Origin of the sequence: Arsenophonus endosymbiont of Aleurodicus floccissimus (genome assembly GCF_900343025.1) — a bacterium.
GTDB lineage: Bacteria > Pseudomonadota > Gammaproteobacteria > Enterobacterales > Enterobacteriaceae > Arsenophonus.
Window position 1 is genome coordinate 322,456 of record NZ_OUND01000001.1, and the last position, 26,059, is coordinate 348,514.

A 26,059-nucleotide genomic window follows, 5' to 3' on the forward strand; every position below is an offset into this window, starting at 1 on the left:
AGCAGGCTCGGCGGGAACGTTAGCGACATCGCAGTATAACTCAACTGCAGCAACAGTAGCTGGACTTCAAACCGATCTAACTTTCACCGGTAGTCCAACAGGTGCCTTGACTACAGCTAATACTAAAATAGCTACTGGTGGTGGTGCTTTTGGTCTTAAGGTAGGCGATGGATTAGGCGCAGGGTATACCTTGCATCAAAAGCTGGATAATACAACTGTTGCTGCGGTTGCTGGTCAATATGTATTGAAAACTACGGCTGGTGACGTTTACGAGGCGACTTTAAAACCTAGTGTTGCTGGTAATGATAGAAAAGTGGACGTCGCAGTTGGTGCTAAAATCAACAATAGCCATGCAGGTACGCCCTTACCAGGTGGCCAAGGTGGAAATTCGGCAGGACAAAAACAAGTTTTTGAAAAACTTGATGCCGCTTTGGATGATGTCTCTGCTAAACGTAGCCAATGGGGCGCAATACAGGAGCCGGTTGGAATCAGCGGTTGAGAATTTAACCAAATACAGTTAACAACCTGTCTGCTGCCCGTAGCCATATTCTGGATGCCGATTTTGCGGAAGAAGTGTCTAATTTACGTAATGCCCAAATCTTGTAACAAGCGGGCACCACGGTATTGGCAATGGCTAATCAGTCTAACCAGTCAGTGCTTTCTTTACTGCGTTAATAATTTAATTAGTCATTATTTTGGTAATATTTTGCAGGCCGGCTTTTGCCGGTCTGTATTATAAAATAGGCGCAGATATTATCGCTATTACTGTTGAAATCAATGATTATTAATATCAATTAATGGTAATATGCTGGTTATCGTCGCTAGCCATCCTGCCTGATTCACTTTTATCCCTCCTGGCAACCACTATCCTTAACCACCAAAATATATTTCCCTAGATGGCGATCAGTTAACCTAAATAAATCGCTTTCACACTGGCCATGATTTGCCGCTAGCTGTGGTGTTCGGTTAACTGAGGTAGTTAAAAAATAATAGATAAATAAAAAAAGCCCGTTTTATAGCACTATTTTCGCCATTATTTGCCGCCTCAATTTCGGATAATAAGCGCCTGTTATCAATGACAGATGCTTACGGTGAACGATCTTTATACCCAGGATGGGATAATTGAAAAAGATGTACTATTGGAGCGCTATCTTCCTTTAGTACGTCATGAGGCATTAAAACTACAAGTTAGATTATCGGCTAGCGTGCAACTGGATGATTTAATTCAGGCGGGCGGTATTGGTCTGCTGGAGGCATTAGAGCGGTTTGATGCTATGCAAGGTACTGCTTTTACCACTTATGCCGTGCACCGGGTGCGTGGTGCGATATTAGATGAATTACGCGCCCGCGATTGAGTGCCCGCGCAGTCTGCGCCGACTGGCGCGAGAAGCGGCCAAAGTGATGCAGCAGCTTGAGCAAGCGCTAGGCCGGCCGGGGCAAGCGAGCAGGAGATTGCTGATAAGTTGTACATCGGTCTGTCGAAGTATCAGCAGTTATTGCAGGATAAGCAACAATAGTCAATTATGCTCTTATGATGAGTGGCATGAAGTGCATGGTGAGAGCTGTGAACCGATTATTGAGGTTGACGACGAGCGAAATCCACTGCAAACTTTAATAGCAACTGATATTCGCAAAAATATTATAAAGGCGATAGAATGTTTTCCTGAAAGGGAAAAATGGTTTTGACGCTCTATTATCAAGAAGATCTGAACCTGAAGGAGATAGGCGCGGTGTTGAATGTCGCGGAATCCGGCGTCAGCCAGCTACATAGTCAGGCGATAAAACGGCTACGAGCGCGCTCAAATCCAGATAAATAATATTTTTTATTTTTTTGTTTACGATTTACACACAGGGCTTATCTAATATGTCTGTTTCTAACCAAAAGAAGCGGCCGCTGAGCCGTTATATTAAAGACTATAAACATAGTCAAATTCACTGCGCACACTGTAACAAAACCCTTGATCGGATTTCATTGGTGTTTAATGATCAAATTCTGAATAAAGAAGCGATTTCAGCGATGACCGAGCTGATTGATGGGCAAGCTTGGGCTGAGTTACAGCATAAATTTACCGCGCTATGTCGTTTTTGTAGTGAAATCTATTGTAATAGTGATACTGGCTATTTTGATATTATGTCGTTTAAACAGTATCTGTTTAAAGAGACTGAAATGAGCCATAGTACCGTACGCGAATATGTGGTGCGGCTACGTCGACTGGATGAGTTGTTAAGTGAAATACAATTTCCGCTCGCTGAATTGGAGATTGAAAAAATTCAGGCCCAGATGCAGGATAAAATGACCGACTCTGCCTTTAGTAATTACAATATTGCGTTGCGTAAATATGAGCAATTCCTAGGTTGGCAGGCTGGTTACTTAGCATAACGTTGCTATGGATAGAAACTGAATTATTTCACAGTTATTAGATAAATAAAGCCTTAGCAAATCGCTAAGGCTTTATTGTTAGCAATGAAAAATTATGCCAGTGTCATTAAACTGGCATTGCCACCAGCCGCCACGGTATTGACACTGACCGCTCGTTCATGGACTAAACGCTCAAGTAATAACTGCTGGTTTCCGGATCGATATCCTTGCACGGAAATAATTGGCCCGTCACGCTCAGCCACTACCTGATAAACAGTTTGTAACTGATGGCGATCGCCATGAAAAATAACCCCATCAAATTGGCAATCGGTTAGTTGCCAATTATCAGTTAGCCTGATTATCTGGTTGACTAATTCAGTCAATTCAGTGTGCAATTGCTGCTGGATGGCATTATTTGGCCATAGTACCTGACATCCCTTCGCTAACACCGCTGCCAGTTGGATCACTGCATCCGCTTCTGTTTCCGCTAGACACAAAATCTGCCCGCAGGGCACTAGCCTATAATTATTATGCTCTCCGGTTGGGCTGGGCAGTTGATGGCAGATGCAGGTTGTGGTCAATGGCTGCAATGATGGTTGGCCATGTTTTACTGGATAGCGATTATTTGTTGGCGTAAACAGTTTGTCCATGATGGTAGCTGGTCTTTGGCTGAGCAATTGATAGAGATAAAGGGGGACACCGGCTTTTGGCCCGGTACCCGATAGTCCTTCTCCGCCAAAGGGTTGTACCCCAACCACCGCACCGACCATATTGCGGTTAACGTAAATATTACCTACTTTGTCCGTCTGGCAAACCTCGGCAATAGTTTTATCAATACGGCTATGCAGCCCTAAAGTTAAACCATAACCTGAGTCATTAATCTATTTGATCAGGCTAGCGAATTGATGGCGCTTAAAGCGTAAAATATGCAGTACCGGGCCAAAAATTTCCTTTTTCAGTTCATTAAAATGGTCAATTTCAATTAAGGTGGGTCGGACAAAAGGTACCTTGTTGCCATTGATTATCATACGGTTGGCTAGCTTGTTGAGTCTGATACAGGCTTTTTCCTGCTTGCCGCATCTGGGCAATGTCTTGTTCGATATTCTGCTATGCTTCACGATCAATGACCGGGCCAATATCGGTCGCCAGCTGGCTAGGATAAGCGACCCGGTATTCGGCCATCGCGCCTTTTAACATCGTCAGTGTGCGTTCAGCGACCTCTTCCTGGTACAAAGAATACGTAGGGCAGAGCAGCGTTGACCGGCACTATCTAAGGCTGAAATGATAACGTCATTGATAATTTACTCCGTTAAAGCGGATGAGTCAACAATCATGGCATTTAAGCCGCCGGTTTCGGCAATTAGTGGAATGGGCTGTTGCTGAGCATTGAGTCGGCCGGTAAGATTATGCTGGATCAGTTTAGCCACCTGGGTTGAACCGGTAAACATCACACCGTCCGTCCGCTTGTCACTGATCAGTTTGCTACCCACTTACTCTCCGCTACCGGGCAGCAGCTGGAGAACATCGCGGAGGATGCCCGCCTGATGCAGTAACTCAACCGCTAGTACGGCAATAATCGGTGTTTGCTCTGCCGGTTTGGCTAATACACTATTACCGCTACCGCTACCGCTACCGCTACCGCTACCGCTACCGCTACCGCTACCGCTACCGCTCGCTAAAGCGTCCGCAATTGGGCCGCTAAAAATCGCCAGAGGGAAATTCCACGGACTAGTGCAAACCACCACACCCAGTGGCGAACAGTTTTCATTATCGATCGAAATTTTCACTGATCTGCGCGGCGTAGTAACGCAAAAAATCGATCGCTTCGCGCACTTCAGTAATGGCATTACTAAAGGTTTTTCCGGCTTCACGGATTAATACGCCAATTAAACGGGAGAATTGCTGCTCCATCAGGCTAGCCGCTTGTTGCGAAATGGCCACTCGTTCGATGACGGGGCTCGTCGCCCAGCGAGTAGCTGCGGTAGTAGCAATTTTAAACGCATGCTCGACGTCGGTTAGGCTTGTTTGGTGGACATAGCCGACGATATCGTCAAAATTAGCCGGATTAGTGATCGGCTGTTGGGCTGAAATTTCAGCCGGCGAAGGTGGTTCTCCTGCCAGTAAAGGTTTAACCTGATAACAGAGTGGGGTAGTCAGTAGGGTCTACGCCAGTGCCTGCCAGGTGATGTTCGTTAGTAAAATCAATACCAATAGCATTGAGGCGGTTGCTGCCATATAGCGCACGAGGCAGTGGGATTTGTGTGCGTGGCAAACCCAGTTGGCCTGTCGTTTCAGCTGCCGCCAGCACTTGTTGTACTGGGTCGGCCACCAGTTTATCTAATGGAATATTAGGATCGGCAATCTGATTAACGAATGACGTATTTGCGCCATTTTCCAGTAAGCGGCGCACCAGATAAGTCAACAAGGTTTGATGACTACCGACTGGCGCATAAATACGACAGGGACGATTAAGTTTACCTTCGGCGATGGAGCCGACAACTTGTTGATATAGCCCTTCGCCCATGCCATGTAAACATTGAAATTCATATTGGCCAGGATAATAATTTTCACCAGCCATATAATAAATCGTGGCTAAGGTATGGGCGTTATGGGTGGCAAATTGGGGATAAATTAAATTGGGCACCGACAGCAATTTATGCGCACAAGCCAGATAACTGACGTCAGTATAAATTTTTCTGCTATAGACCGGGTAACCTTCAAGACCATCTATTTGCGCGCGTTTAATTTCACTATCCCAATCAGCGCCTTTTACCAGTCGGATCATCAAACGGTGCTGACTGCGTTGCGCTAAATCGATAATTTCATCGATCACATAGGGGCAGCGTTTTGGATATGCCTGAATAACAAAGCCAATTCCATCCCAGCCGGCTAGTTGTGGTTCGAAGCAAAATTTTTCTAACAGATCGAGGGAAATTTCCAATCTATCTGCTTTTTCAGCATCAATATTAATGCCAATATCGTAATGACGGGCTTGTAAGGTTAATGTTAATAGACGAGGGTAAAGCTCAGACATCACCCGCTCATATTGAGCCCGGCAATATCTTGCATGGAGGGCAGACAGTTTAATGGAAATTCCGGCACTGGCATAAATGCTTTCGCCGTGGGAAGCTTTACCAATGGCATCAATCGCTTGTTGGTAAGCAGCCATGTAGCTTTATTTTCCATTTTATGCGCATTACTTAGTGCTTTTGTGATGGTTTCACCAGTGACAAATTGCTCACCCATTAGCCGCATTGCCATATTTACAGCTTGACGAATAATGGGTTCACCACTTTTACTCATGATCCGGTTAAGAGCATTGGTAAGTTTAAGTTTCATGGTGGCTGGCAACTAATTTTCCTGTAATTAGCAAACCGCAGGCGGCGACATTAACAAATAATGATGCACTCTGTCTAATATGTGACCGCCAGTCACCACTACTAATTTTGTCGCGGATCAATATGTCACGGGTAGCGTTATCAGGGATGCCCAGCAGTGCTTCAGCCAGGCACATAAGCGCAATCCCTTCTTGCGACGAGAGAGAAAATTGTTGTAATAGACTCTGGACTAAACTAGAACGGCCAACACTATTTTTTTGCTAGCTGATAGGCTAGTTGATAAGCCGCTTGTGTCTCAGTTTCTAGTAGCTGTGCTTGTTGCACTAATAGAGGTAATAGCTGTGTTTCAGGTAATCGATAGGCTGTAGTGATTGCTGAGCGTTTTGCGGATTGAGGTAAAATATGCTGTGCAAAATTTAAAAAGGAGGGCTTTCCTGTTTTAGTGCATATTGCAATGTCACTAGATGAATTTTCTTTTTCATTAACTTTGGTAGCCGGGAATTGAACCATAGTTTCCTAATTATCAAAGTGTCTAAGATAATTAAATATTGCCTGTCCTGTTAACTAATCGATCTAAGCTCCAGGCGTTGTAAAGTTGTTTCAATACCTTATCTGGTTACTTTATTAACAGAAAGAAAGACTGCAGTTATGCGGCGACTCATTCTTATTCTTTTGCTGATTGTTAGAAGTCGGTAATTTAGCAATATCCTTTATGTTTTAATTTGGTGCAATATTATTAACTAATGAAAGTGTGAGAAATGTGAAATAAATCTATTTTTGTATTAATTAAAATAGATTTTATTATAAGTATTGTTATATCTTGCTGAAACATAAATAAAAACATATTAAATTAATTAATATTATAATTATTTAACTAAATATATCACCAAATAAATTAACATTTTCCGCTAGTTTTATGATTATTGGACAAATAACTGTTAATTTTTTGTTATTTTGTGGTTTATTTATTGAGTTGATTATATTTTCATCAAAATAAAATTTCAGCAGGAAGAATAGGAAAATAAAAAAGTCAGTTTATACGTTAAAAATAAGTCTAATTTCCGTTAATTCAAAATTATAACTTACATGCCTGCATACTGACAAAATTAAAAAAGAGAAAAACGATGGAGAGGGACAGATGACATTAAGCTACCCAATGATAATTATGTTTGTGATTTATATTTTTGTGGTGTTGTTAATCGGTTTTTGGGCCTATCGCTCAACAACCAGTTTTGATGATTACATTTTAGGCGGACGTCGTTTAGGTGGGATAGTAACGGTACTTTCTGCTGGCGCATCAGATATGAGCGGTTGTTTATTAATGGGATTACCGGGTGCTATTTTTCTAAGCGGAATAGCGGAATAGCGGAATAGCGGAATAGCGGAATAGCGGAATAGCGGAAAGCTGGATTGCGATCGGATTATCTTTAGGCGCTTATTTAAATTGGCGATTAGTCGCTGGGCGATTACGCGTTCAAACCGAAAATAATCATAATTCACTAACATTACCTGACTATTTTACCAGCCGCTTTGAAGATAAAAGTAAAATGTTGCGTATCGTTTCGGCCTTGGTGATCTTGGGTTTTTTACTATCTATTGTGCTTCCGGTGTGGTTGCCGGCGGATTACTGTTTGAAAATACTTTTGGCATAAGCTATCAGCAGGCGATGTGGTTAGGTGCATTAGCCACCATTATTTATACTTTTTTGGGCGGTTTTTTAGCTGTTAGCTGGACGGATACAGTACAAGCCACTTTGATGATGTTTGCCTTATTATTAACACCCATTATGGTGATTTTGGCTGTCGGTGGCTTCGACAGCGCGGTAACATTCATTGACAATAAAGATCCCGCATATCTATATATGTTTAAAGGATTAAATTTTGTTGCCATTATCTTTTTATTGGGGATGGTGCTTAGGCTATGGCTATTTTGTCCAACCACATATTTTGGCACGTTTTATGACAGCTGATTCAGCGCAAACCATTAACCGGGCACAGCATATTAGTATGACCTGGATGGTACTCTGTTTAGCAGGCACGATTGCGGTTTGTTTTTTTGCCATTGCTTATTTTGATCTGCATCTCGCCGTTGCTGGTGCAGTTATGGCTAATCCAGAGCGGGTATTTATGGAATGAGCCATTATTTTATTTAATCCTTGGCTGGCCGGGATATTGTTATCAGCCATTTTAGCTGCCGTGATGAGTACTTTAAGTTGTTAATTATTGGTTTGTGCTAGTGGGTTGACTGAAGATCTCTATAAACCGTTTATCAGACCTAAAGCTCGGCAGCGAGAGTTAGTTTGGGTTGGTCTCGCCATGGTGTTAGTGGTGGTGGCAATGGCTATTTTTATTGCTCGTGATCCCAATAATAAAGGTATTGGTTTTGGTTAGCAACGCCTAGGCGGGCTTTAGCCGGTATGCTGGTCGGTGCTTTAACAGTATTGATATGGATGCAATATAAGTGGTTTGGTTTATATGAAATTATTCCCGGTTTTATTTTTGCCTCAATCGCCATTATTGTCGTTAGCCTGTTAACTACCGCACCTAGTCAGAGCGCAGTGAAACGCTTTATTAAAGCGGAAGCTGAGTATAAAGCCAGCCAATAAGTCGCAATAATCGACGCGCTAAATTTATCGCTTTGCTAGCTAATGTATCGATGTTGTTCTATAACCCGATCAACAGCAATGATTTCATGGCTTGATGCTATTTTTAGTCGCTAACTATTTTATCGGCTAACTTGAACATGGTGGTTTTAGGCAACCACCCTGTTTAGTTTTATTAGCAAGAAGCTTTACGTTTTTTAGAGATTTGATAACCAATTAGTAACATTGTAAACCAAATGGGTACCGCCAATAGCGCCTGGCGAGTATCTTTTTCTAAGGTTAGCAATATTAAAACGAACACAAAAAATAGTAGGCAAACCAAAGACATAACAATGCCAGCAGGCATTTTATAAATCGAAGTTTGATGGCGATGGGGTTGTTTTTTGTGATAAGCCAGATAGGCAGGCGCACAAAATCATACTCCAGATAAACATAAAAAGGATCGCAGCTACGGTGGTGATCAGGACAAAAACCCGCATAACATCGGGAATAAAATAGATCAATACCACCGCCATACTAAGGCAGCAGCAGGTAAAAAGTAATCCCTTAACCGGCACCGCTTTATTGGATAATTGGCTAAATTGGCTGGGGGCATTGGCTTCCTTAGCTAACCCAAATAACATCCGGCTGGTGGAAAAGACGCCACTATTAGTAGAGGAAGCTGCTGAAGTCAGCACCACAAAATTGACAATACTGGCCGCAGCCGGCACACCAATTAAGACAAACAACTCGACGAATGGGCTTTTATCGACAGCAATTTCACGCCAAGGGGTGACTGACATAATAACCGCTAAGGAAAGGACATAAAAGGCGATAAATCTAAACGGAATGGCACTGATCGCTTTTGGTAAAACTCGATTTGGATCACACGTTTCGGCAGCGGTGGCGCCAACGATTTCAATCCCAACGAAAGAGAAGATAGCTAATTGGAAACCGGCAAAAAAACTGTTAATTCCCATGGGAAAAATGCTATCATTCCAAAGGTGACTAAAGGATGCAATATGACCGGTAGGCGTTTTAAAGCCGATAATCACTAATATTACGCCAATCAAAATAAGAAAGACAATGGCAATGATTTTTATAATCGCAAACCAAAATTCTGTTTTACCAAATAAGGAAACCGAGACCAGATTAATGGTTAATAACAAGAGTATGCAAAGTAATGAAGTCAGTCAGGGCGGAAAATCAGGTGCCCAGTAACCAATATAGGCGGTAATAGCAACAATTTCTGCGATAGCAGTGATCACCCAACAAAACCAATAAGTCCAGCCAACGAAAAAGCCGGCCCATGAGCCTAATAGTTCTGCACAAAAATCACTAAAGGATTTATAATTTAAATTGGAAAGGAGTAGTTCCCCCATGGCCCTTATTACGAAAAATAAAACAAAGCCGATAATTAGATAAATAATAATAAGGGACGGGCCAGCTAAAGAGATAGCTTTGCCAGAACCCATAAATAATCCTGTGCCTATGACACCTCCGATAGCAATCAGTTGAATATGGCGATTTTGTAAACCTCGTTTGAGTTGTCCTTGATCTATGTTTGTTGCCGATGATAATGGTTTGTCGTTCATAGATTGTCCAATGTTGTTTTATTTTATTCAGCAAGGGTTAGCGGGTTATTATTTTTAAAATATCATTATTTAACTTATGGTGACACAATTATAGCAGGGTAGAGGATAATATTGATTTAATTAGCTTGGCCTCTAATAATTAATTGCCAATTTTTTATATTCTTTAATAAATAAAATTTGTATAAATAACTTTATTTAAATGATAAGCAAAATAACAGTTTTTTATCAGATAATTCCAGACATTGAAATTTTAAACTGATTTTTTTATTAATTATCAATATGATACAATTATTTTTTATTTTTTTGTTAATTACCTTTTAACAACAGATGTTTAGCAATTGTTATACCGCTCATTTATTCTGTTTACCACTGTTTTTAACTAACTAGGACAATTTAATTTTATCAATATCTTACGACTTTCATTATTCATTATACCCTGATATGTATAATGATAAAAATAATTAAAAAGGTATCAATGATGAAAAAATATATTGCCAAAATAGTGACAGTGGTTGCACTTTTTTTGTTGGTCATTGGCCAAAATTGGGCGGCGGAGAATAAAGTGACCGTTTTTGCTGCCGCATCGTTAACCAATGCCTTAAATGATATCGTAACGCAATATGAAAAGAAGCATAACACTAAAATTATTGCCTCTTATGCTCCCTCCTCAACGTTAGCTAGACAAATTGAACAGGGTGCTCCGGCCGATATTTTTATCTCTGCTGATCAACAATGTATGGATTATGTGCAACAGAAACAACTTATGGTTAATGCCAGTCGCCATACTTTGTTAGGTAATAATTTAGTTCTTACTTGCGCCAATAAATTCAACACGAAAACCAATCACAATTAGCCAAAAAACCGATTGGCACACATTTGCCAATGGTGAGTGAATTGCTGTTGGTGATCCTGATCATGTCCCGGTTGGTATCTATGCTAAACAGGCACTAGTTGCTTTAGGCGCCTGGAAAACCGTTGATACTATGTTAGCCAGAACCAATAATGTTCGCAGTGGCATGGCATTAGTTGAGTTGAATGAAGCACCATTAGGCATTGTGTATGGCTCTGATGTAGGGGTGAATAAAAAGGTTAAAGTAGTTGGGCATATTTCCAGAGGACAGTTATAACGCTACCGAATACCCGATGGCGATTGTTAAAAATCATCAGACTAATCAGGTTAACGATTTTTTTGCCTATTTAAAAACGCCGGCCGCAGCGGCAATATTTAAACATTATGGTTTTAGGCCATTATAGGAAATTAATTTTTGCAGATGCTAAGTGAATATGAGTGGCAAGCTATTATTTTAAACTTAAAAGTATCGAGTGTTGCCGTATTGGTGAGTCTGCCTTTAGGGATATTAATGGCCTGGATCTTGGTGCGTTGTCATTTTCCGGGCAAAACATTGATCGATAGTTTGATCCATTTACCTTTAGTATTACCACCAGTGGTGGTAGGTTATCTACTTTTACTGTCATTTGGCCGCCATGGGGTTATAGGTGAATGGCTATACGATTGGTTTGGATTTAGTTTTACCTTTAGTTGGCGAGGTGCCACTTTAGCTTCTGCCATCATCGCTTTTCCATTGTTGGTTAGAGCAATAAGATTAGCATTGGAGGGGGTTGATAGACGCCTTGATCAAGCCGCTCGCACATTAGGCGCTAATTCATACGAGTTTTTTTTACCATCACCTTACCGCTCATCTTACCTGGAATTATTGTTGGTATGGTTTTGGCTTTTGCTCGTTCATTAGGTGAATTTGGTGCCACGATTACCTTTGTTTCTAATATTCCAGGTGAAACCAGAACCATTCCATTAGCCCATGTATACTCTAATTGAAACACTAGGCGCAGAAATAGCCGCGGCTCGTTTATGTATTATTGCTATCATCTTAGCCTTGCTGTCGTTACTTTTTTTTGAATGGTTAATTCGTTGTGGCAGAAAACGCTTGGGGGCAATGTGTTAGCTTTGCGTCTGCAACAGCAGCTAGGGGATTTATCTCTCTATGTTGATACCACACTTTCGATTCAAGGGATCACCGCTATTTTTGGCGTTTCCGGTGTTGGTAAAACTTCCCTGATAAACCTGATAGATGGACTTACCAGACCTGATAAAGGACAGATTATCTTTAATGATCGGCTTTTAGTCGATATTGATAAAGGTCTGTTTGTACCACCAGAAAGGCGTAAAATGGGTTATGTTTTTCAAGATGCGCGCCTGTTTCCACACTATAGTGTCAAAGGTAATTTGCAATATGGGGCATGTCTGGCGCAATGAAATCACATTTTGATGATATTGTTCAATTGCTTGGTATTGAAACATTATTGCCGCGCTTGCCAGCCAGTTGTCAGGTGACGAAAAACAACGAGTGGCTATTGGCCGCGCCTGAATTATTATTAATGGATGAGCCATTAGCTTCGTTAGATTTACCACGCAAAAGAGAGTTACTTCCCTATTTGGAAAAGTTATCGCAAGATATCCAAATCCCTATTCTTTATGTCAGTCATAATCTGGATGAAATAGTCCGGTTGGCTGATAATGTAATTGTTATGTCAGCAGGTAAAATTGAAGCAGTCACGCTGTTAGCTGATATTTGGTCGAGCAGTGTTTTACGTCCCTGGTTACAAGCTGATGCATTAAGTAGTATATTAAATGTTAAGGTGATCGAGCATCATAACCTTTATATGATGACATCGGTTACTATATCGGATCAACTATTGTGGCTTCCCCAGTTGCAATTTCAATTAGGTCAATCGGTTCAGATTCGTATTGATGCTGCAGACGTTTCTTTAACCTTACATAAGCCAACGCAAACGACGATTCGTAATATCTTAAAGGGCAAAGTAATGGAGTCCATTGATGACATCGAGCAAGTAGATGTTAAGTTAGCAATAGGATAGCCACTTTATCTGGGCCAAGATCACGCGTTGGGCAAGAGATGAGCTAGAAATAAAGCCGGGTAAATGGGTTTATGCCCAAATCAAGAGTCTATCGCTAACTCGTCGGTTTTAATTATAATGATGATGCAATATTTGCGAACAAAGATTGTTAGCCAGTTGTGCAAATAGCTTTACAGCCTTTATAACACATATTTTTCAATCACCTGAGCAATCCCTGGCGCACTATTTTGATCGGTAATTATATCAGCATGTTTTTTCACCTGATCACAGCTATTACCCATTGCGACGCCGAGACCTGCGGCAGTTAGCATGCTGACATCATTGAAATTATCACCAAAAGCTATCACATCTTTCATCGTCAAACCTTGTGATTCGACCCAACGTTGTAAACGCAAACCTTTGCTATTGCCTTTTTTAGCAATATCAACTTGATCAAACCATGACCACTCGCAAGCAAGCTCCAGCTCTTGTTGAATAGTTTGGCTAAAAGCACGTAATTTTTCGATATTAGGCGTACAAGTGGCAAATTTCCAAATAGCCGTAACCTGTTGGATTGCTGTATTAAAATTGTCAATTTTATGGATATTGGGACGTTGATTTTCAGGTAAAGAATCTGCCCATTTCAATGTTCGTTCAATAGCATCATTATGTTGTTGATATAGCATAGCGTCATCAACATATATCAAGTGGTTGATATCGGTACCTTGTAAATAGGCAACTACCTTAGTCGCTTCTACTGCGGATAACGGATCCGACTCCAGTACTTTTTTAGCATGATAGTCATAGGATAAGTACCATTACAGCAAATTGTGGGTGTATCCAAATTCAGTGCTTGATAAAATGGGTGAATAGCAACGTGATGGCGGCCGGTAGCAATAATAACTTTGATCCCTTGGCGACGAGCTTGGTTTATAGCTGCTAAAGATTGGGGCAAAATCTGTTTTTGTGGATCCAATAGGGTACCATCGAGATCTAAAGCGATGACGCGATATGACATAAATCAGCCTCATTAAATAGATTAAATAGCGATTTAGCATTTAATCTAGGTAGTAATTTTAAACAATGGAACTTAGTAAATTATTTATCTTAGTGTTCAAATTGATAAATTTTTGCAAATCTAATCATATCGAATAACAGTGGTTAACTAAACCAGAAAAAATAAATAATTACCCTGGTGGATAATAAACTTGCAACATAATTGAACTTTGATAAGCAGCAAAATTTTTGGTCCGTTGAGTTAATAGGTGGCGATTTTTATTAATTTAATGTCAATCTTGTTAATTTTAAATCGATATTTATTGCCTTTTTTAACAATAAGTGCTTCTATCTGAACAGCCTATTTTAATATTAGTATTTAAATTTATTATGCTGATGGTTGTTAATTTTTAACTGATATTTTGGTTAGATTATAAATTAGGTATTAATTTATTATATTTTATAAAAATGGATTATTTATCAATTAAAGTTTTTATTATCATTAAATATAACGTTAGAATAATTTAGCTAAGATTTACTGAAATTATATTTATATCCTATTAAATATGTTATTTTATTTGTTATTTGATGATCATTATTTTTCACATAAAGGCTAACATATTAATTTTTTATTTTATTTATATTTAAGTGAAATGTTTTTTTAAGCAAAAAAATAGATTAATTAAATTGATATTTTAGTTTTACCGGCATAATAATTTACCCTGCTGTAAGTAATGTTATATAGAAATAGTGTTAATTATTAAAAGTATAAATTATTTAAGGGATGTATTAAATGAAAAGTAAATTACTATTAGCTCCGTTAACACTCATGTGTTGCTGCCAATATAGCAACTGCATCTGCAGAACCACAGCATGGTTTTATTTTTGAACCTAAGAGTCGGGTAGTTTTATGTTGGATACATGAAAATAATAATTGTGGCGCTATTGAATATGATCCTATGTCTATTGAAGGGCCGAAAGGTTTTCCAGAAGGCGGTGCTCGTGATGGTAAGATAGCCAGTGGTGATAATTCATAATTTTATAAACTCAACTAGCAAAGTGTTGATCGCTAGAAAAAAGTACCGCTAACTTCAGGCAAAAACACCTTTCGTTCGTCGCTAACTCAGCCACACAGAACAGAAAAATGGGAGTTTTTATTACTAAACAGGATTGGGATCCTAATGCACCATTAACCCGTGCTTCTTTTGATTTAAAACCGTTCTGTGAGCGTTTTGACGGTGGTGAAATGCCAGCTAAAGATCAGATTTATTTTGATTGTGATGTTCCACACCGCACTGGTTATCAAGTTATTTTAGGTGTTTGGTCAATTGCTGACACGGCAAATGCTTTTTATCAAGTTGTCGATGTGAATATGCAAGCTAAATAATATTAATAGCCATTTTTAGCGAGTGAAGTAACCAATATTATAATTTTAAATCAGATTTGCAAACTTTTATATTAAGTAATATTTACTATTTTCAATTGCCAGCTATTTCTACTTAGCTAGCTTTTATCAAATAATTTGTAGTAAGGGTGAGTTTATTGGTATTTGATATTAATTATTGGTAATTTTTATTAGCAGGAATAAATTTTCACCCCTCATGTTGGATAATTTTTTGCTAAATATTGGCAACATGGTTCACTTGATAAAGCGCACAATTAAGCGCATTATCTTACGTTTTACCATTGACAGCTCATTTTGTAGATTAAAGCCAAGATTCATTCCCATATCGATAATAGTGTGTACATCACGGATCATTACCGACATGCCAAAAAGGGGTTAAATGTGACCTTTCATAAGCGCCTCTTAAGACAAAATTAGCGCTTTTCCCCCAGACTTTTAAACCATCCATCCGTTCTTGTGCATTTTCGCGAGCCCAGAAATGTAATTCACGCAGAACATTATCAATTAGTGGTAAACTTTTTTTGGCAATCGTTGCTCGAGCTTCATTAGATTGGCATAACCACTATTTTATGGTTTCGCGATTAACTGTTCCACCGGCAGACATTGATGAAGAGAGATCGACAGCTTGATAAAAGGCAGCACCGGTTGTTGGTCAAAACAAAACCGCACTGATTGCTACAATGGCGGCGCAGCTGCCCATTCCCATGGTTTCTAAGTCTACCATTAAATTTTCGCAAGGGTTCATTACTATTTCTTAATTTTTCATTAACACTTAGCGGTCTTAATCTGCTCATCCTGATATTTTCGGTTTATTATTTTAAAATTTTGCTCATGGCTTTCTGATGTTATTTATGACTTAATTATGCGAGACTGATAAAAATCTATATAAAGCGCTTGGTCAAATAAACTCGGCTTATATACTGCTTACAGTAAACAATAATGTGAAATTTATATTAGATATTTAATGGCCTATATTGATTGTGTTGCGTTTTTGTTAAGATATTTTTATTAACAAAATAAATATCTTATTTATATAATATTATTTTTTTACTTTTTAACAACAGATTTTTTATAGGGTTTAATTTAATTGGTGATAATCTGAATACTAAATTTAGTTGAATAAGGCGATATTCAATAGCTTTCAACAGTTGAGAAATTATTATCGGTAAATATAAACTTTAGTCACACAGTGATAATTTATAAAAACCTGCAAGCTAGTGCCATCAGTCAGCTGAGGAATAAATTTTTTTATTAACTATTTTGCTATTTTTGTCATTATTTAGCAGCAGATCGGATATGATAATTGAGGCTATTTTGTCGAATTATTTCTGAGGAGTTAATCAATGAAACAGGTGGTGTATGTTGCCAGTCCAGAAAGCAAGCAAATTCATGTTTGGTCAATGGATGAAAATGGCAAACTGACATTATTACAAAAGTTGACATTACCATGTGAAGTGCAACCGATGCAGATTAGTCGTAATGGTCGACACCTTTATGTTGGTATCCGCCCTAATTTTGCGATTATTACTTATCTTATTTCAGCTGAAGGGAAACTCAGCCAACAGGCCATTACCGCTATTCCCGCTACGCCAACCCATATTGAAATTGATAATCAGGGTCGTTGGTTATTTATTCCCTCTTACTATCAGGGTAATTTAATGGTGTTGCCGGTTGATCAAGAGGGGATCGCTCAATCACCGATTCAAGTTATTGGCGATTTAAAACATCCCCATGCTTCGGGGGTAAGTTTTGATAATTCACACTTGTTTGTCCCTTGTTTAGGGGAAGATCAGATCCGCATTTATACCATTAATGACAATGGACATTTAACCGAACAGGTTGCCTATCGGATCACAACTAACAAAGGCGCAGGGCCGCGGTATTTGGCATTTTCGCCCAACCAGAACGCTTTTTATTGTTTAAATGAGTTAGATGCTACCATTAATGTTTATTCTGCATTTGAACCTTATCAGCAAAAGCAAAATTGTGACATTTTAGCTGCCGGATCGGGATGTAAACCTTGGGCTGCGGATATCCATATTACGCCAAATGGTCGTCATCTTTATGCTAGTGAACGTTCTGCCAGTATTATCCGCCATTTCGAGGTGACAGCCGCGGGGTTAGAATTAACGCCGATGGCGGCTTATGCAACCGAAACTCAACCGCGTGGCTTCAATATTGCTCAAAGCGGTCATTTTTTGCTGGCCGCAGTGCAAAAGTCCGATCATATTGCGGTTTATAAAATAGATGTAGTGACTGGCGTGCTACAAGCATTAGATCGATATCCGGTTGGCAAAGGGCCGATGTGGATCACGACCCATATAATTGAAAACTAAATTATTTTTAATTTACAGTTTGATAACTATTTTTTTTATCGCTTGCGTTAACTTAGTCAGCTGTTCAGCGGTAATAATATAGGGTGGCATTAGATAAATTAATTTACCAAATGGCCGAATCCAAACTCCCTCAGCGACAAAATGACGTTGTAATTCGGGCACATTGAAGGGGTTTTTCATTTCAACAACGCCAATTGCGCCTAAAACTCGCACGTCAGCAACTTGTGGTTGATCTAGCAGTGGGTAGAGTTCAGCCATCAATTGAGTTTCAATGTTTTTCACCCATTTTTGCCATGGGCTATTCCTTAGTAATGTTATGCTCGCATCAGCGATCGCGCAGGCTAGTGGGTTGCCCATAAAAGTGGGTCCATGCATAAAACAGCCAGCTTTACCTTGGCTGATGGTCTCCGCGATAGGACGGCTGGTCAGAGTGGCTGACAGTGTGACATAACCCCCGGTTAGCGCTTTACCTAAACATAAAATATCCGGCGCAATGCCGCTATATTGACAAGCAAATAATTTGCCGGTACGGCCAAAACCAGTGGCGATTTCATCGGCAATCAGCAAAATATTATAGCGATCGCATAATTCTCTCACTGCCGTCAAATAATTAGGGTGATAAATGCGCATACCGCCCGCTCCCTGAACGATCGGCTCAACGATGATGGCAGCAATTTTGTCGGCCTGTTCGGTTAGTATTTTTTGTAATGGGATCAGAGAGTCGGCTTGCCATTGCTGATAAAAACTTAATTGAGGCGCTTGCACGAAAATATGTTCGGGTAGATAGCCCCGATAAAGACTATGCATCGAGTTTTCCGGATCGCAAACTGACATAGCACCAAAGGTATCCCCATGATATCCTCGTTGTAAGGCAATAAACTTGTGGCGCGCTTCGCCCCGTGCCTGCCAATACTGTAATGCCATTTTTAATGCCACCTCAACCGCAACTGAGCCGGAATCAGCCAGAAAAATGCACTCTAGTTTATCATCAGTTATATCGATTAATTGTCGGCACAAAACAGTTGCTGCCGGATGAGTGATGCCGCCAAACATTACATGGGACATTTTCGTTAATTGCTCTGTAGCGGCTTGATTGAGTACGGGATGGTTATAGCCATGAATTGCTGCCCACCAGGAAGCCATTCCATCAATCAATTTTCTGCCATCAGCTAATTCAAGTTCGACACCTGAAGCGCGCACGACAGGATAAGCCGGTATTGGTTTGGTCATTGAAATGTATGGGTGCCAAATATGTTTCGCATCAAAATTAAGATCGTCGATTTTCATTATCCATAGTCAACTAATTATATTTATTTTAGTTGACATGATAACGCAGTTATTTAAACTGGCAATACTTTTTGTTTCGGAAGAGAGAATGGTGAAGATGGAAAAACCATGGACACTTAGCCAGGCACAAGCACTATTTGATTTACCTTTTTTTGCATTACTTTTTCAAGCTCAGCAAGTTCATCGTCAACATTTTGATCCGCAACAGATCCAGATTAGTACTTTACTCTCCATTAAAACCGGCGCTTACCCGGAAGATTGCAAATATTGCCCACAAAGTGCTCGTTATAAAACCGGATTAAAAGCCGAGCGACTAGAAATCCAGCAAGTAATTGAATCGGCTAAACAAGCCAAAAAAGCCGGTTCAACCCGTTTTTGTATGGGCGCTGCCTGGCGCAATCCTCATGAATGCGATATGCCTTATCTCGAAACCATGGTGAAAGAAGTTAAAGCGTTAGGGTTAGAACCCTGCATGACACTGGGTAAATTAAATGATCATCAAGCACACCGGTTAGCGGAGGCTGGACTTGATTATTACAATCACAATTTAGACACCTCACCTGAATTTTATGGCAGCATCATTACCACTCGAACCTATCAAGAAAGACTGGATACGATTGATGTAGTTCGTCAGGCAGGCATGAAGGTGTGTTCTGGTGGAATTGTTGGTTTAGGCGAAAAGGTTACTGATCGGGCGGCGCTATTGGTTCAATTAGCTAATTTACTGCAGGCTCCTGAAAATGTGCCGATTAATCTGCTAATAAAAATAAAAGGCACGCCCCTTGAAGATAATGAAGATGTCGATCCTTTTGACTTTATTCGAACCATCTCTGTTGCCCGTATTATGATGCCAACCTCTTTTGTCCGGCTTTCTGCTGGCCGTGAACAGATGAAAGCACTCTGTTTTATGACCGGGGCTAACTCCCTCTTTTATAGCTGTAAGTTATTAACGGCAGCTAATCCCAAAGAAGATAAAGATCAGCAACTTTTTCGCAAGCTAAATATTAATCCTCAACCGATTGCAACCGCCTTGACTCACCGCCAGCAAATTGAGCGGTTGGAAGAGGCTATGATGCAGGTGGATACGGAACAGTTTTATAACGCGGCACTATAATGAATTGGTCAACATTTTTAACTCGTCAACTTGATATCCGCAAGCAGCAAGCATTGTGGCGGCAGCGGCAGCTAATTAAAAAAAATGATGCGTGTACGCTAATCTTTGATCAACAGCAGTATGTCAATTTTTCAAGTAATGATTATCTGGGATTAAGTCATCATGCGGCAATTATTAAAGCCTGGCAAACAGGATTAAGCCAATATGGAACTGGTAGTGGAAGCTCTGGTTATATTATCAGTTTTAATTGTGCTCACGCCCAATTAGAGCAAAAGCTTGCCGATTGGTTAGGTTACTCCCGTGCTTTGTTATTTATTTTCGGCTATGCGGCAAATCAAAGTGTAATAACGACCTTAATGAACAAAAATGATCATATTGTGGCCGATAAACTCAGTCATGCATCCTTACTGGAAGCCGTGATGTTATCGCCAGCTAGATTACAACGTTTTGCCCATAATCAACCTGACGCCTTAAGGCATCTTTTGGCGACCAATCATACTGGTAAAACAATGGTTGCCACTGAAGGTATATTTAGTATGGATTGCGATAGTGCCCCTTTAGCTCAGTTGCAGGCAGTGGCGAGGCAAGCGCAGGCGTGGTTATTAGTGGATGATGCCCATGGTATTGGCGTCAGAGGCCATGAAGGCAGAGGTAGTTGTTATCTGCATAAAATAAAACCTGAACTGCTGGTGGTGACATTTGGTAAAGCTTTTGGTCTTAGTGGTGCAGCATTGCTTTGTGATGAAAACACCACTGACTATTTTCTGCAATATGCTCGCTATTTGATTTATAGTACTTCAATGCCTCCGTCTCAAGCAGTGGCATTAGCTGAGGCGGTTAGACAAATTCGTCAAGCAGATGAATTAAGAGCCAATTTACAGCGCAATATTGATTATTTTCGTCAATTAGCTAACCACTATCAATTGCTATTATTAAATTCCGCTAGCTCAATTCAGCCACTCATTGTTGGTAGTAACCAACGCTGTTTACAGTTATCTCAATTTTTACGCCAGCAAGGATTTTGGGTGCAAGCTATTCGGCCGCCAACGGTCCCCGCGGGTAGTGCAAGATTAAGGATCACCTTGACGGCTAATCATCAATTAGCCGATATTGCACGGTTAATGGAAAAGTTAAATGACTTCTTTAACAACGACGCCGATGAATAAGCAAGCAATTGTTCATGCTTTTGGGCGGGCGGCCAAAAATTACGACAATATTGCATTATTTCAACAACAAAGTGGCCAACATCTGTTTGATTGCTTATCTGCAATACCTGGTAACACAGTGCTGGCTATGGTACCTGCTATTTCAGTGCGCAGTGGCAGTTAGCTGGAAAACGGGTCATTGCCCTCGATCTGTCTGCATCTGATGTTAGCATAGCTCAACAAAAGCAAGCGGCTATGAGCTATATCCAGGCCGATATAGAGAAATTACTACTCGCCGATGAAAGTGTTGATCTCTGTTTTAGTCATCTTGCTATTCAGTGGTGTAGTAATTTATCTATCCCATTAAATGAATGATATCGTGTTACTAAAAAGGGTGGGATCGTTGCTTTTTCTACTTTTAGTCGATGGCTCATTACAAGAGTTACAACAGTGTTGGCAAAAGGTTGATAATAACCGGCACATTAATTCTTTTATGACTTTTGAACAAATTAAGCAGGCTTGTCGTGATTGGCCGCATAGTTTAAAACAGCGTTGCTGGCATTTAATTTACCCTACATTTGCTTGTTTACTTCAATCTATAAAGGGTATTGGCGCGACTTATCTAACGGATGGGCGTCACAGCAGGGTCTAATGACAAAAAACCAGTTAGCTAAACTGGTTGATCATTATCCTCATATTAATCAGCAATTTCCCTTAACTTATCAACTGGTTTATGGAATGTTATATCGTGAATAGATGTTTTTTTGTCACCGGAACTGACACAGATGTGGGTAAGACTGTCGTCAGCTGTGCGCTGCTACAAGCAGCTGCCAATCAGGGTTATCAAACAGCAGCCTATAAACCGGTAGCTTCAGGCAGTAAACAATTAACCGTTGGCTTAAGAAATTCAGATGCCCAGTTATTAAGAAAAAATAGTAGCGTGAAACTGAATTACCATGATGTTAATCCGATCGTTTTTGCTCAAGCAACGTCACCCCATATTGCTAGTCAGCTAACAGGGGAGCTTATCGATTGGCAGATAATGCATGGAGGATTAAATAAATTAAAACAATCTGCTGACTGGATCATTGTCGAAGGTGTTGGTGGATGGTATACACCGCTTTGTGCTGAGCACACCTTGGCTGATTGGGTTATACAACAGCAATTGCCAGTGATATTAACGGTTGGCATTAAATTGGGTTGTATCAACCATGCATTATTAACCGCACAGGCCATTGAGCAAAGTGGTTTATCATTGGCAGGCTGGGTGGCTAATGAAATTGTTTTACCGGGTCAATATCAGCAGGATTATTTGCTAACATTAAAGCAACGGCTGTCAGCGCCATGTTTAGGTGTTATTCCGCATTTGCCGAATTGGCAATCTCATTCGATTGGCAAATTTGTCAATTTAGATAACCTACTGTAATAGGACTAATTTTTAGGCTAAAGCGTTATGTCGCTTTAGCCATCTTTTGCTTGAATTAGCTTAATTGCAACAAATTAAATGCTATTTTTTTACTTATAAAAAAATTTTATTTTGTGATTATTTTTTTGGCAAAAATGGTTGCCTGTGCTCAAGTGAAAATCTTACAACTATTGATGCTGAAAAGAATTTCTTGAGTTATCCACTATTCCTGTGGATAACCTTGTGTATTAGATCTAGAAAAGTTACTCTAATCGAGATGGGATGAGGCTTGGCGGGCAGTTGATGCCATTCTCGGCTCTGAATTAAAATTATATAAATATTAATATGTTATATAAAATAAAGTCTCAAATGATATATAATAAAGTTTTACATTGGCTGATTAGCATAAAATATAATTCAAGGTAAAAAAAAGCTTGGGGATAACTAAGTTATTAAAATAATAAATATATGTAAATAATTGGTTGTGAATGAAACTGATTTTTTAATTTCAGCTGACATTAAAACTGTTTTTTTATCCAGTATGATAAAGAAATATTTTTAGTAGAGAGGGTTAGATGAGTAAAGTCTTCAAATTGCATGCTGAATTTCAACCTACCGGTGATCAGCCCGCAGCGATAAAGAAATTAATCGAAGGTCTTAATGATGGATTGGCTCATCAAACCTTACTTGGGGTCACCGGATCGGGTAAAACATTCACTATCGCTAATGTTATTGAGCAGGTTAACCGCCCGGTAATGGTAATGGCTCACAATAAGACGTTGGCTGCACAATTATATAGTGAGATGAAGGCTTTTTTTCCTGACAATGCGGTGGAATATTTTGTTTCTTATTATGATTATTATCAACCAGAAGCGTATGTTCCAAGCTCCGATACCTTTATTGAAAAAGATGCTTCTATTAACGAACATATTGAACAGATGCGACTCTCTGCCACTAAAGCACTGCTTGAAAGACGTGATGTTATTGTTGTTGCTTCGGTATCAGCGATTTATGGTTTAGGTGATCCTGATAGCTATCTAAAAATGATGCTTCATTTAACCAAAGGTATGATTATTAATCAGCGAGCTATCTTACGCCGCCTAGCCGATTTGCAATATAGCCGCAATGATCAAGCATTTCAGCGAGGTACATTTAGAGTTAGAGGGGAAGTGATTGATATTTTTCCTGCCGAATCAGATCAATATGCGTTACGAGTTGAATTATTTGATGAGGAAGTAGAACGGCTAGCGCTTTTTGATCACTTAACCGGACAGATCCAACATAATGTACCGCGATTTACCATTTATCCTAAAACCCACTATGTAACTCCACGTGAGCGTATCCTTGAAGCCATGGAGCAGATTAAAACTGAATTGGCACAAAGACGTAAATTACTACTGGAAAATGGTAAACTTGTTGAAGAGCAGCGGTTAACACAGCGTACCCAGTTTGATTTAGAGATGATGAATGAATTGGGTTATTGTTCTGGTATTGAAAATTATTCACCTTATCTTTCTGGCCGTGCAAGCGGTGAATCACCACCAACGCTATTTGATTATTTACCCGCGGATGGTTTATTAGTTATTGATGAATCGCATGTCACCATCCCACAGATTGGCGGTATGTATCGCGGTGATCGCTCCCGTAAAGAGACATTGGTAGAATATGGTTTTCGCTTACCTTCTGCGCTGGATAATCGCCCGTTACATTTTGAAGAATTTGAAGTACTTTCCCCACAAACAATTTATATTTCTGCCACGCCAGGTAAGTATGAATTGGAAAAATCGGCGAATGAAATTATTGAGCAAGTTGTCCGGCCAACTGGCTTACTTGATCCCGAAATTGAGGTTCGTCCGGTAGCCACCCAAGTTGATGATCTGTTATCTGAGATCAATTTGCGTACAGCGGTAAATGAACGAGTGTTAGTAACAACGTTAACCAAAAGAATGGCAGAAGATTTGACCGATTATCTGCAAGAACATGACATAAAGGTTCGTTATTTGCATTCAGATATTGATACCGTTGAACGGGTCGAAATTATTCGTGATTTGCGGTTAGGCTTATTTGATGTTTTAGTGGGCATCAACTTATTGCGTGAAGGGCTGGACATGCCAGAGGTATCGTTAGTTGCTATCTTAGACGCAGATAAAGAAGGATTTTTACGTTCAGAACGCTCATTAATTCAAACGATTGGTCGTGTAGCACGTAACCTGAAAGGTAAAGCTATTTTATATGGCGATAAGATTACTGATTCAATGGCAAAAGCGATTAAAGAAACGGAACGTCGTCGCGAAAAGCAAATCGCCTTTAATCAAAAGCATGGTATTGTGCCTAAAGGTTTAAATAAAAAAGTTGGCGATATTTTACAAGTCGGTGTACCAGTATCGTCAAAAGGCAAACATAAACAATCGCAAGTATCACAGATTATCGAAGATTATCAGAAACTTTCGACCAAAGAATTGGAGCTTAAAATTCAGGCATTAGAAGCACAAATGTATCGTTATGCACAAGATCTTGAATTTGAACAAGCAGCCAGTTTACGCGATCAAATTCAATTGCTACGTGAACAGTTTATTGCTAATTCTTAAAGCATTAGACAATTTTTATCCGCAGTGCGGCGCAACCTCGCCCTCTAAGGCGGGGTGGGTGCCAAGCAAGCCGTTAGCTTGCATTCAGGTAAGGAGAGAAGTTAAAAGGTTTTAAGTTGATGAATTTTGTGGGCCATGTCTTCAATAGCCTGACGCAATAAGTCTCTATCATGACGGTAACAGACATTTTGGTCAGCGAGTTTTCTTTGGAGCACGATTCAATCTGGTAGGCTTGATATATCGGTTATTGGACCAGCGATAACCGCATCAATTTTCTTTTGGCCAATGTGTTTTTCAATCATTGCAATTTTTTCGGTTAGTTGCATATTGGCAGCGGGTTGATTTAGTTCTTTACCAAGATTACCAATATAAATGATTGCTGCCCGGCATGCTTGTAATGCTTGCGTTAGGTCATTCATTAGAAATAAAGGCATCAGGCTGGTTAAGAAGCTCCCTAGGCCAATGATGATCAATCAGCATTATGGATAGCATCGAGAGCCTCTGGCGTGCAACTTACCTGAGGAGATAACATTAATTTTTGTGGTAGTGAGGAGAGTTGATCAACATTAACTTCGCCGTAGATTTCATTGCCCATCAAATCGATTGCTAGCAAATCAGCTAGTTGCTCGGACATAGGAATAAGATGCGCCTTTACTTTTAATAGACTACGGATTAAGTTGATCGCATCTAACGGCCTAACACTGAGATGATCAAGCGATTTTAGCATTAAATTACCCAGATTATGGCCACCAAGTTCACCATTACCGGCAAAACGATATTCAAACGTAGTTGATGCAATCGACGGTTCCGTAATTAATTGGTTTAAACAGTTGCGCGTATCTCCCCAGGTAATACCACCTTCAGAACGGCGAATTCGCCCGGTAGAGCCCCCATCATCGGTTGTAGTGACAATCCCTATTAATTGAGAATTTAGAAATGCAAGGGATGACATCACACGACCCAAGCCATGACCACCACCCAGTGCGGACAACTTGCCCTAAATTATTAAGAATACTGCGATTATACATTACTT

General features: G+C 39.9%; 12 protein-coding genes and 11 pseudogenes. 17 read left to right on the forward strand and 6 right to left on the reverse strand.

The window, feature by feature from the left end; translation table 11 throughout:
• Positions 1 to 418: 418 nt before the first annotated feature.
• The 3 genes and pseudogenes from ARADI_RS17060 to fliZ all read left to right on the forward strand — a co-directional run.
• A pseudogene (locus tag ARADI_RS17060) lies at positions 419 to 675 on the forward strand (flagellin); the annotation flags it as partial.
• 416 nt (positions 676 to 1,091) lie between these two features.
• Positions 1,092 to 1,817 (forward strand): annotated as a pseudogene (locus tag ARADI_RS01730) (RNA polymerase sigma factor FliA).
• Between the two features lie 47 nt (positions 1,818 to 1,864).
• The gene (fliZ, locus tag ARADI_RS01735) at positions 1,865 to 2,380 is read left to right on the forward strand and encodes a flagella biosynthesis regulatory protein FliZ (RefSeq protein ID WP_119710941.1); all 516 of its coding nucleotides are present in this window, start codon (positions 1,865 to 1,867) and stop codon (positions 2,378 to 2,380) included.
• A gap of 92 nt (positions 2,381 to 2,472) precedes the next feature.
• Here the strand turns inward: fliZ and putA are convergent.
• Positions 2,473 to 6,261: pseudogene (gene putA, locus ARADI_RS01740) on the reverse strand (bifunctional proline dehydrogenase/L-glutamate gamma-semialdehyde dehydrogenase PutA); the annotation flags it as partial.
• Positions 6,262 to 6,835: 574 nt separating this feature from the next.
• Here putA and putP point away from each other — a divergent pair.
• Positions 6,836 to 8,302: pseudogene (putP, locus tag ARADI_RS01745) on the forward strand (sodium/proline symporter PutP).
• A gap of 172 nt (positions 8,303 to 8,474) precedes the next feature.
• Here the strand turns inward: putP and cycA are convergent.
• A pseudogene (cycA, locus tag ARADI_RS01750) lies at positions 8,475 to 9,873 on the reverse strand (D-serine/D-alanine/glycine transporter).
• A 478-nt stretch (positions 9,874 to 10,351) separates the two neighbouring features.
• Between cycA and modA the strand changes: the two are divergent.
• From modA to modC, 3 pseudogenes are all read left to right on the forward strand, one after another.
• Positions 10,352 to 11,127, forward strand: a pseudogene (gene modA / locus ARADI_RS01755) (molybdate ABC transporter substrate-binding protein).
• Between the two features lie 17 nt (positions 11,128 to 11,144).
• Positions 11,145 to 11,837 (forward strand): annotated as a pseudogene (modB, locus tag ARADI_RS01760) (molybdate ABC transporter permease subunit).
• Positions 11,831 to 12,883 (forward strand): annotated as a pseudogene (gene modC, locus ARADI_RS01765) (molybdenum ABC transporter ATP-binding protein ModC). The pseudogenes modB and modC overlap by 7 nt, the downstream one beginning before the upstream one ends.
• A gap of 67 nt (positions 12,884 to 12,950) precedes the next feature.
• On the opposite strand, the pseudogene ARADI_RS01770 reads toward modC, so the two are convergent.
• Positions 12,951 to 13,768 (reverse strand): annotated as a pseudogene (locus ARADI_RS01770) (pyridoxal phosphatase).
• Positions 13,769 to 14,663: 895 nt separating this feature from the next.
• On the opposite strand from ARADI_RS01770, the gene ARADI_RS19365 reads away from it, so the two are divergent.
• Both ARADI_RS19365 and ARADI_RS19370 read left to right on the forward strand, forming a co-directional pair.
• Complete coding sequence (locus ARADI_RS19365) at positions 14,664 to 14,783, forward strand: hypothetical protein (protein WP_255420636.1); 120 nt, start codon at positions 14,664 to 14,666, stop codon at positions 14,781 to 14,783.
• Positions 14,784 to 14,890: 107 nt separating this feature from the next.
• Positions 14,891 to 15,133, forward strand: a complete 243-nt coding sequence (locus ARADI_RS19370) for a lytic polysaccharide monooxygenase (RefSeq protein ID WP_255420591.1) — start codon at positions 14,891 to 14,893, stop codon at positions 15,131 to 15,133.
• A gap of 361 nt (positions 15,134 to 15,494) precedes the next feature.
• Here the strand turns inward: ARADI_RS19370 and ARADI_RS20490 are convergent.
• A pseudogene (locus tag ARADI_RS20490) lies at positions 15,495 to 15,896 on the reverse strand (3'-5' exonuclease).
• Between the two features lie 598 nt (positions 15,897 to 16,494).
• On the opposite strand from ARADI_RS20490, the gene pgl reads away from it, so the two are divergent.
• Positions 16,495 to 17,487 (forward strand): 6-phosphogluconolactonase, encoded by a 993-nt coding sequence (gene pgl, locus ARADI_RS01780; protein ID WP_119710942.1) that lies wholly within the window; start codon positions 16,495 to 16,497, stop codon positions 17,485 to 17,487.
• 12 nt (positions 17,488 to 17,499) lie between these two features.
• On the opposite strand, the gene bioA is transcribed toward pgl, so the two are convergent.
• A complete protein-coding gene (gene bioA / locus ARADI_RS01785) occupies positions 17,500 to 18,774 on the reverse strand; it encodes an adenosylmethionine--8-amino-7-oxononanoate transaminase (RefSeq protein ID WP_119710943.1) in 1,275 nt (424 codons plus the stop codon).
• A gap of 97 nt (positions 18,775 to 18,871) precedes the next feature.
• Here bioA and bioB point away from each other — a divergent pair, with 97 nt between their 5' ends.
• The 7 genes from bioB to uvrB all read left to right on the forward strand — a co-directional run bounded on the left by bioB (position 18,872) and on the right by uvrB (position 25,026).
• Positions 18,872 to 19,888, forward strand: a complete 1,017-nt coding sequence (gene bioB / locus ARADI_RS01790) for a biotin synthase BioB (RefSeq protein ID WP_439647085.1) — start codon at positions 18,872 to 18,874, stop codon at positions 19,886 to 19,888.
• Complete coding sequence (gene bioF / locus ARADI_RS01795; protein ID WP_119710945.1) at positions 19,888 to 21,054, forward strand: 8-amino-7-oxononanoate synthase; 1,167 nt, start codon at positions 19,888 to 19,890, stop codon at positions 21,052 to 21,054. Before bioB ends, bioF begins: the two co-directional genes overlap by 1 nt.
• Positions 21,023 to 21,217 carry a hypothetical protein gene (locus ARADI_RS17080; protein ID WP_238149073.1) on the forward strand — a complete coding sequence of 65 codons (195 nt, stop codon included), beginning with the start codon at positions 21,023 to 21,025 and terminating at the stop codon, positions 21,215 to 21,217. The genes bioF and ARADI_RS17080 overlap by 32 nt, the downstream gene beginning before the upstream one ends.
• Before the next feature lie 14 nt (positions 21,218 to 21,231).
• The gene (locus ARADI_RS17085; protein ID WP_238149224.1) at positions 21,232 to 21,408 is read left to right on the forward strand and encodes a methyltransferase domain-containing protein; all 177 of its coding nucleotides are present in this window, start codon (positions 21,232 to 21,234) and stop codon (positions 21,406 to 21,408) included.
• Between the two features lie 28 nt (positions 21,409 to 21,436).
• Positions 21,437 to 21,685 carry a malonyl-ACP O-methyltransferase BioC gene (locus tag ARADI_RS17090; protein ID WP_238149074.1) on the forward strand — a complete coding sequence of 83 codons (249 nt, stop codon included), beginning with the start codon at positions 21,437 to 21,439 and terminating at the stop codon, positions 21,683 to 21,685.
• A gap of 96 nt (positions 21,686 to 21,781) precedes the next feature.
• Positions 21,782 to 22,459 carry a dethiobiotin synthase gene (gene bioD, locus ARADI_RS01805; protein WP_119710946.1) on the forward strand — a complete coding sequence of 226 codons (678 nt, stop codon included), beginning with the start codon at positions 21,782 to 21,784 and terminating at the stop codon, positions 22,457 to 22,459.
• A gap of 554 nt (positions 22,460 to 23,013) precedes the next feature.
• Positions 23,014 to 25,026 (forward strand): excinuclease ABC subunit UvrB, encoded by a 2,013-nt coding sequence (gene uvrB, locus ARADI_RS01810; RefSeq protein ID WP_119710947.1) that lies wholly within the window; start codon positions 23,014 to 23,016, stop codon positions 25,024 to 25,026.
• A gap of 101 nt (positions 25,027 to 25,127) precedes the next feature.
• Here the strand turns inward: uvrB and ARADI_RS01815 are convergent.
• Positions 25,128 to 26,017: pseudogene (locus ARADI_RS01815) on the reverse strand (gluconeogenesis factor YvcK family protein).
• Between the last annotated feature and the right edge of the window lie 42 nt (positions 26,018 to 26,059).

Coding starts and splice junctions, on each gene's coding strand:
- uvrB (WP_119710947.1), top strand. CDS start 23,014: ATGAGTAAAGTCTTCAAATTGCATGCTGAATTTCAACCTACCGGTGAT.
- bioB (WP_439647085.1), top strand. CDS start 18,872: ATGGAAAAACCATGGACACTTAGCCAGGCACAAGCACTATTTGATTTA.
- ARADI_RS17080 (WP_238149073.1), top strand. CDS start 21,023: ATGACTTCTTTAACAACGACGCCGATGAATAAGCAAGCAATTGTTCAT.
- ARADI_RS19370 (WP_255420591.1), top strand. CDS start 14,891: ATGGGAGTTTTTATTACTAAACAGGATTGGGATCCTAATGCACCATTA.
- bioA (WP_119710943.1), bottom strand. CDS start 18,774: ATGAAAATCGACGATCTTAATTTTGATGCGAAACATATTTGGCACCCA.
- fliZ (WP_119710941.1), top strand. CDS start 1,865: ATGTCTGTTTCTAACCAAAAGAAGCGGCCGCTGAGCCGTTATATTAAA.
- pgl (WP_119710942.1), top strand. CDS start 16,495: ATGAAACAGGTGGTGTATGTTGCCAGTCCAGAAAGCAAGCAAATTCAT.
- bioF (WP_119710945.1), top strand. CDS start 19,888: ATGAATTGGTCAACATTTTTAACTCGTCAACTTGATATCCGCAAGCAG.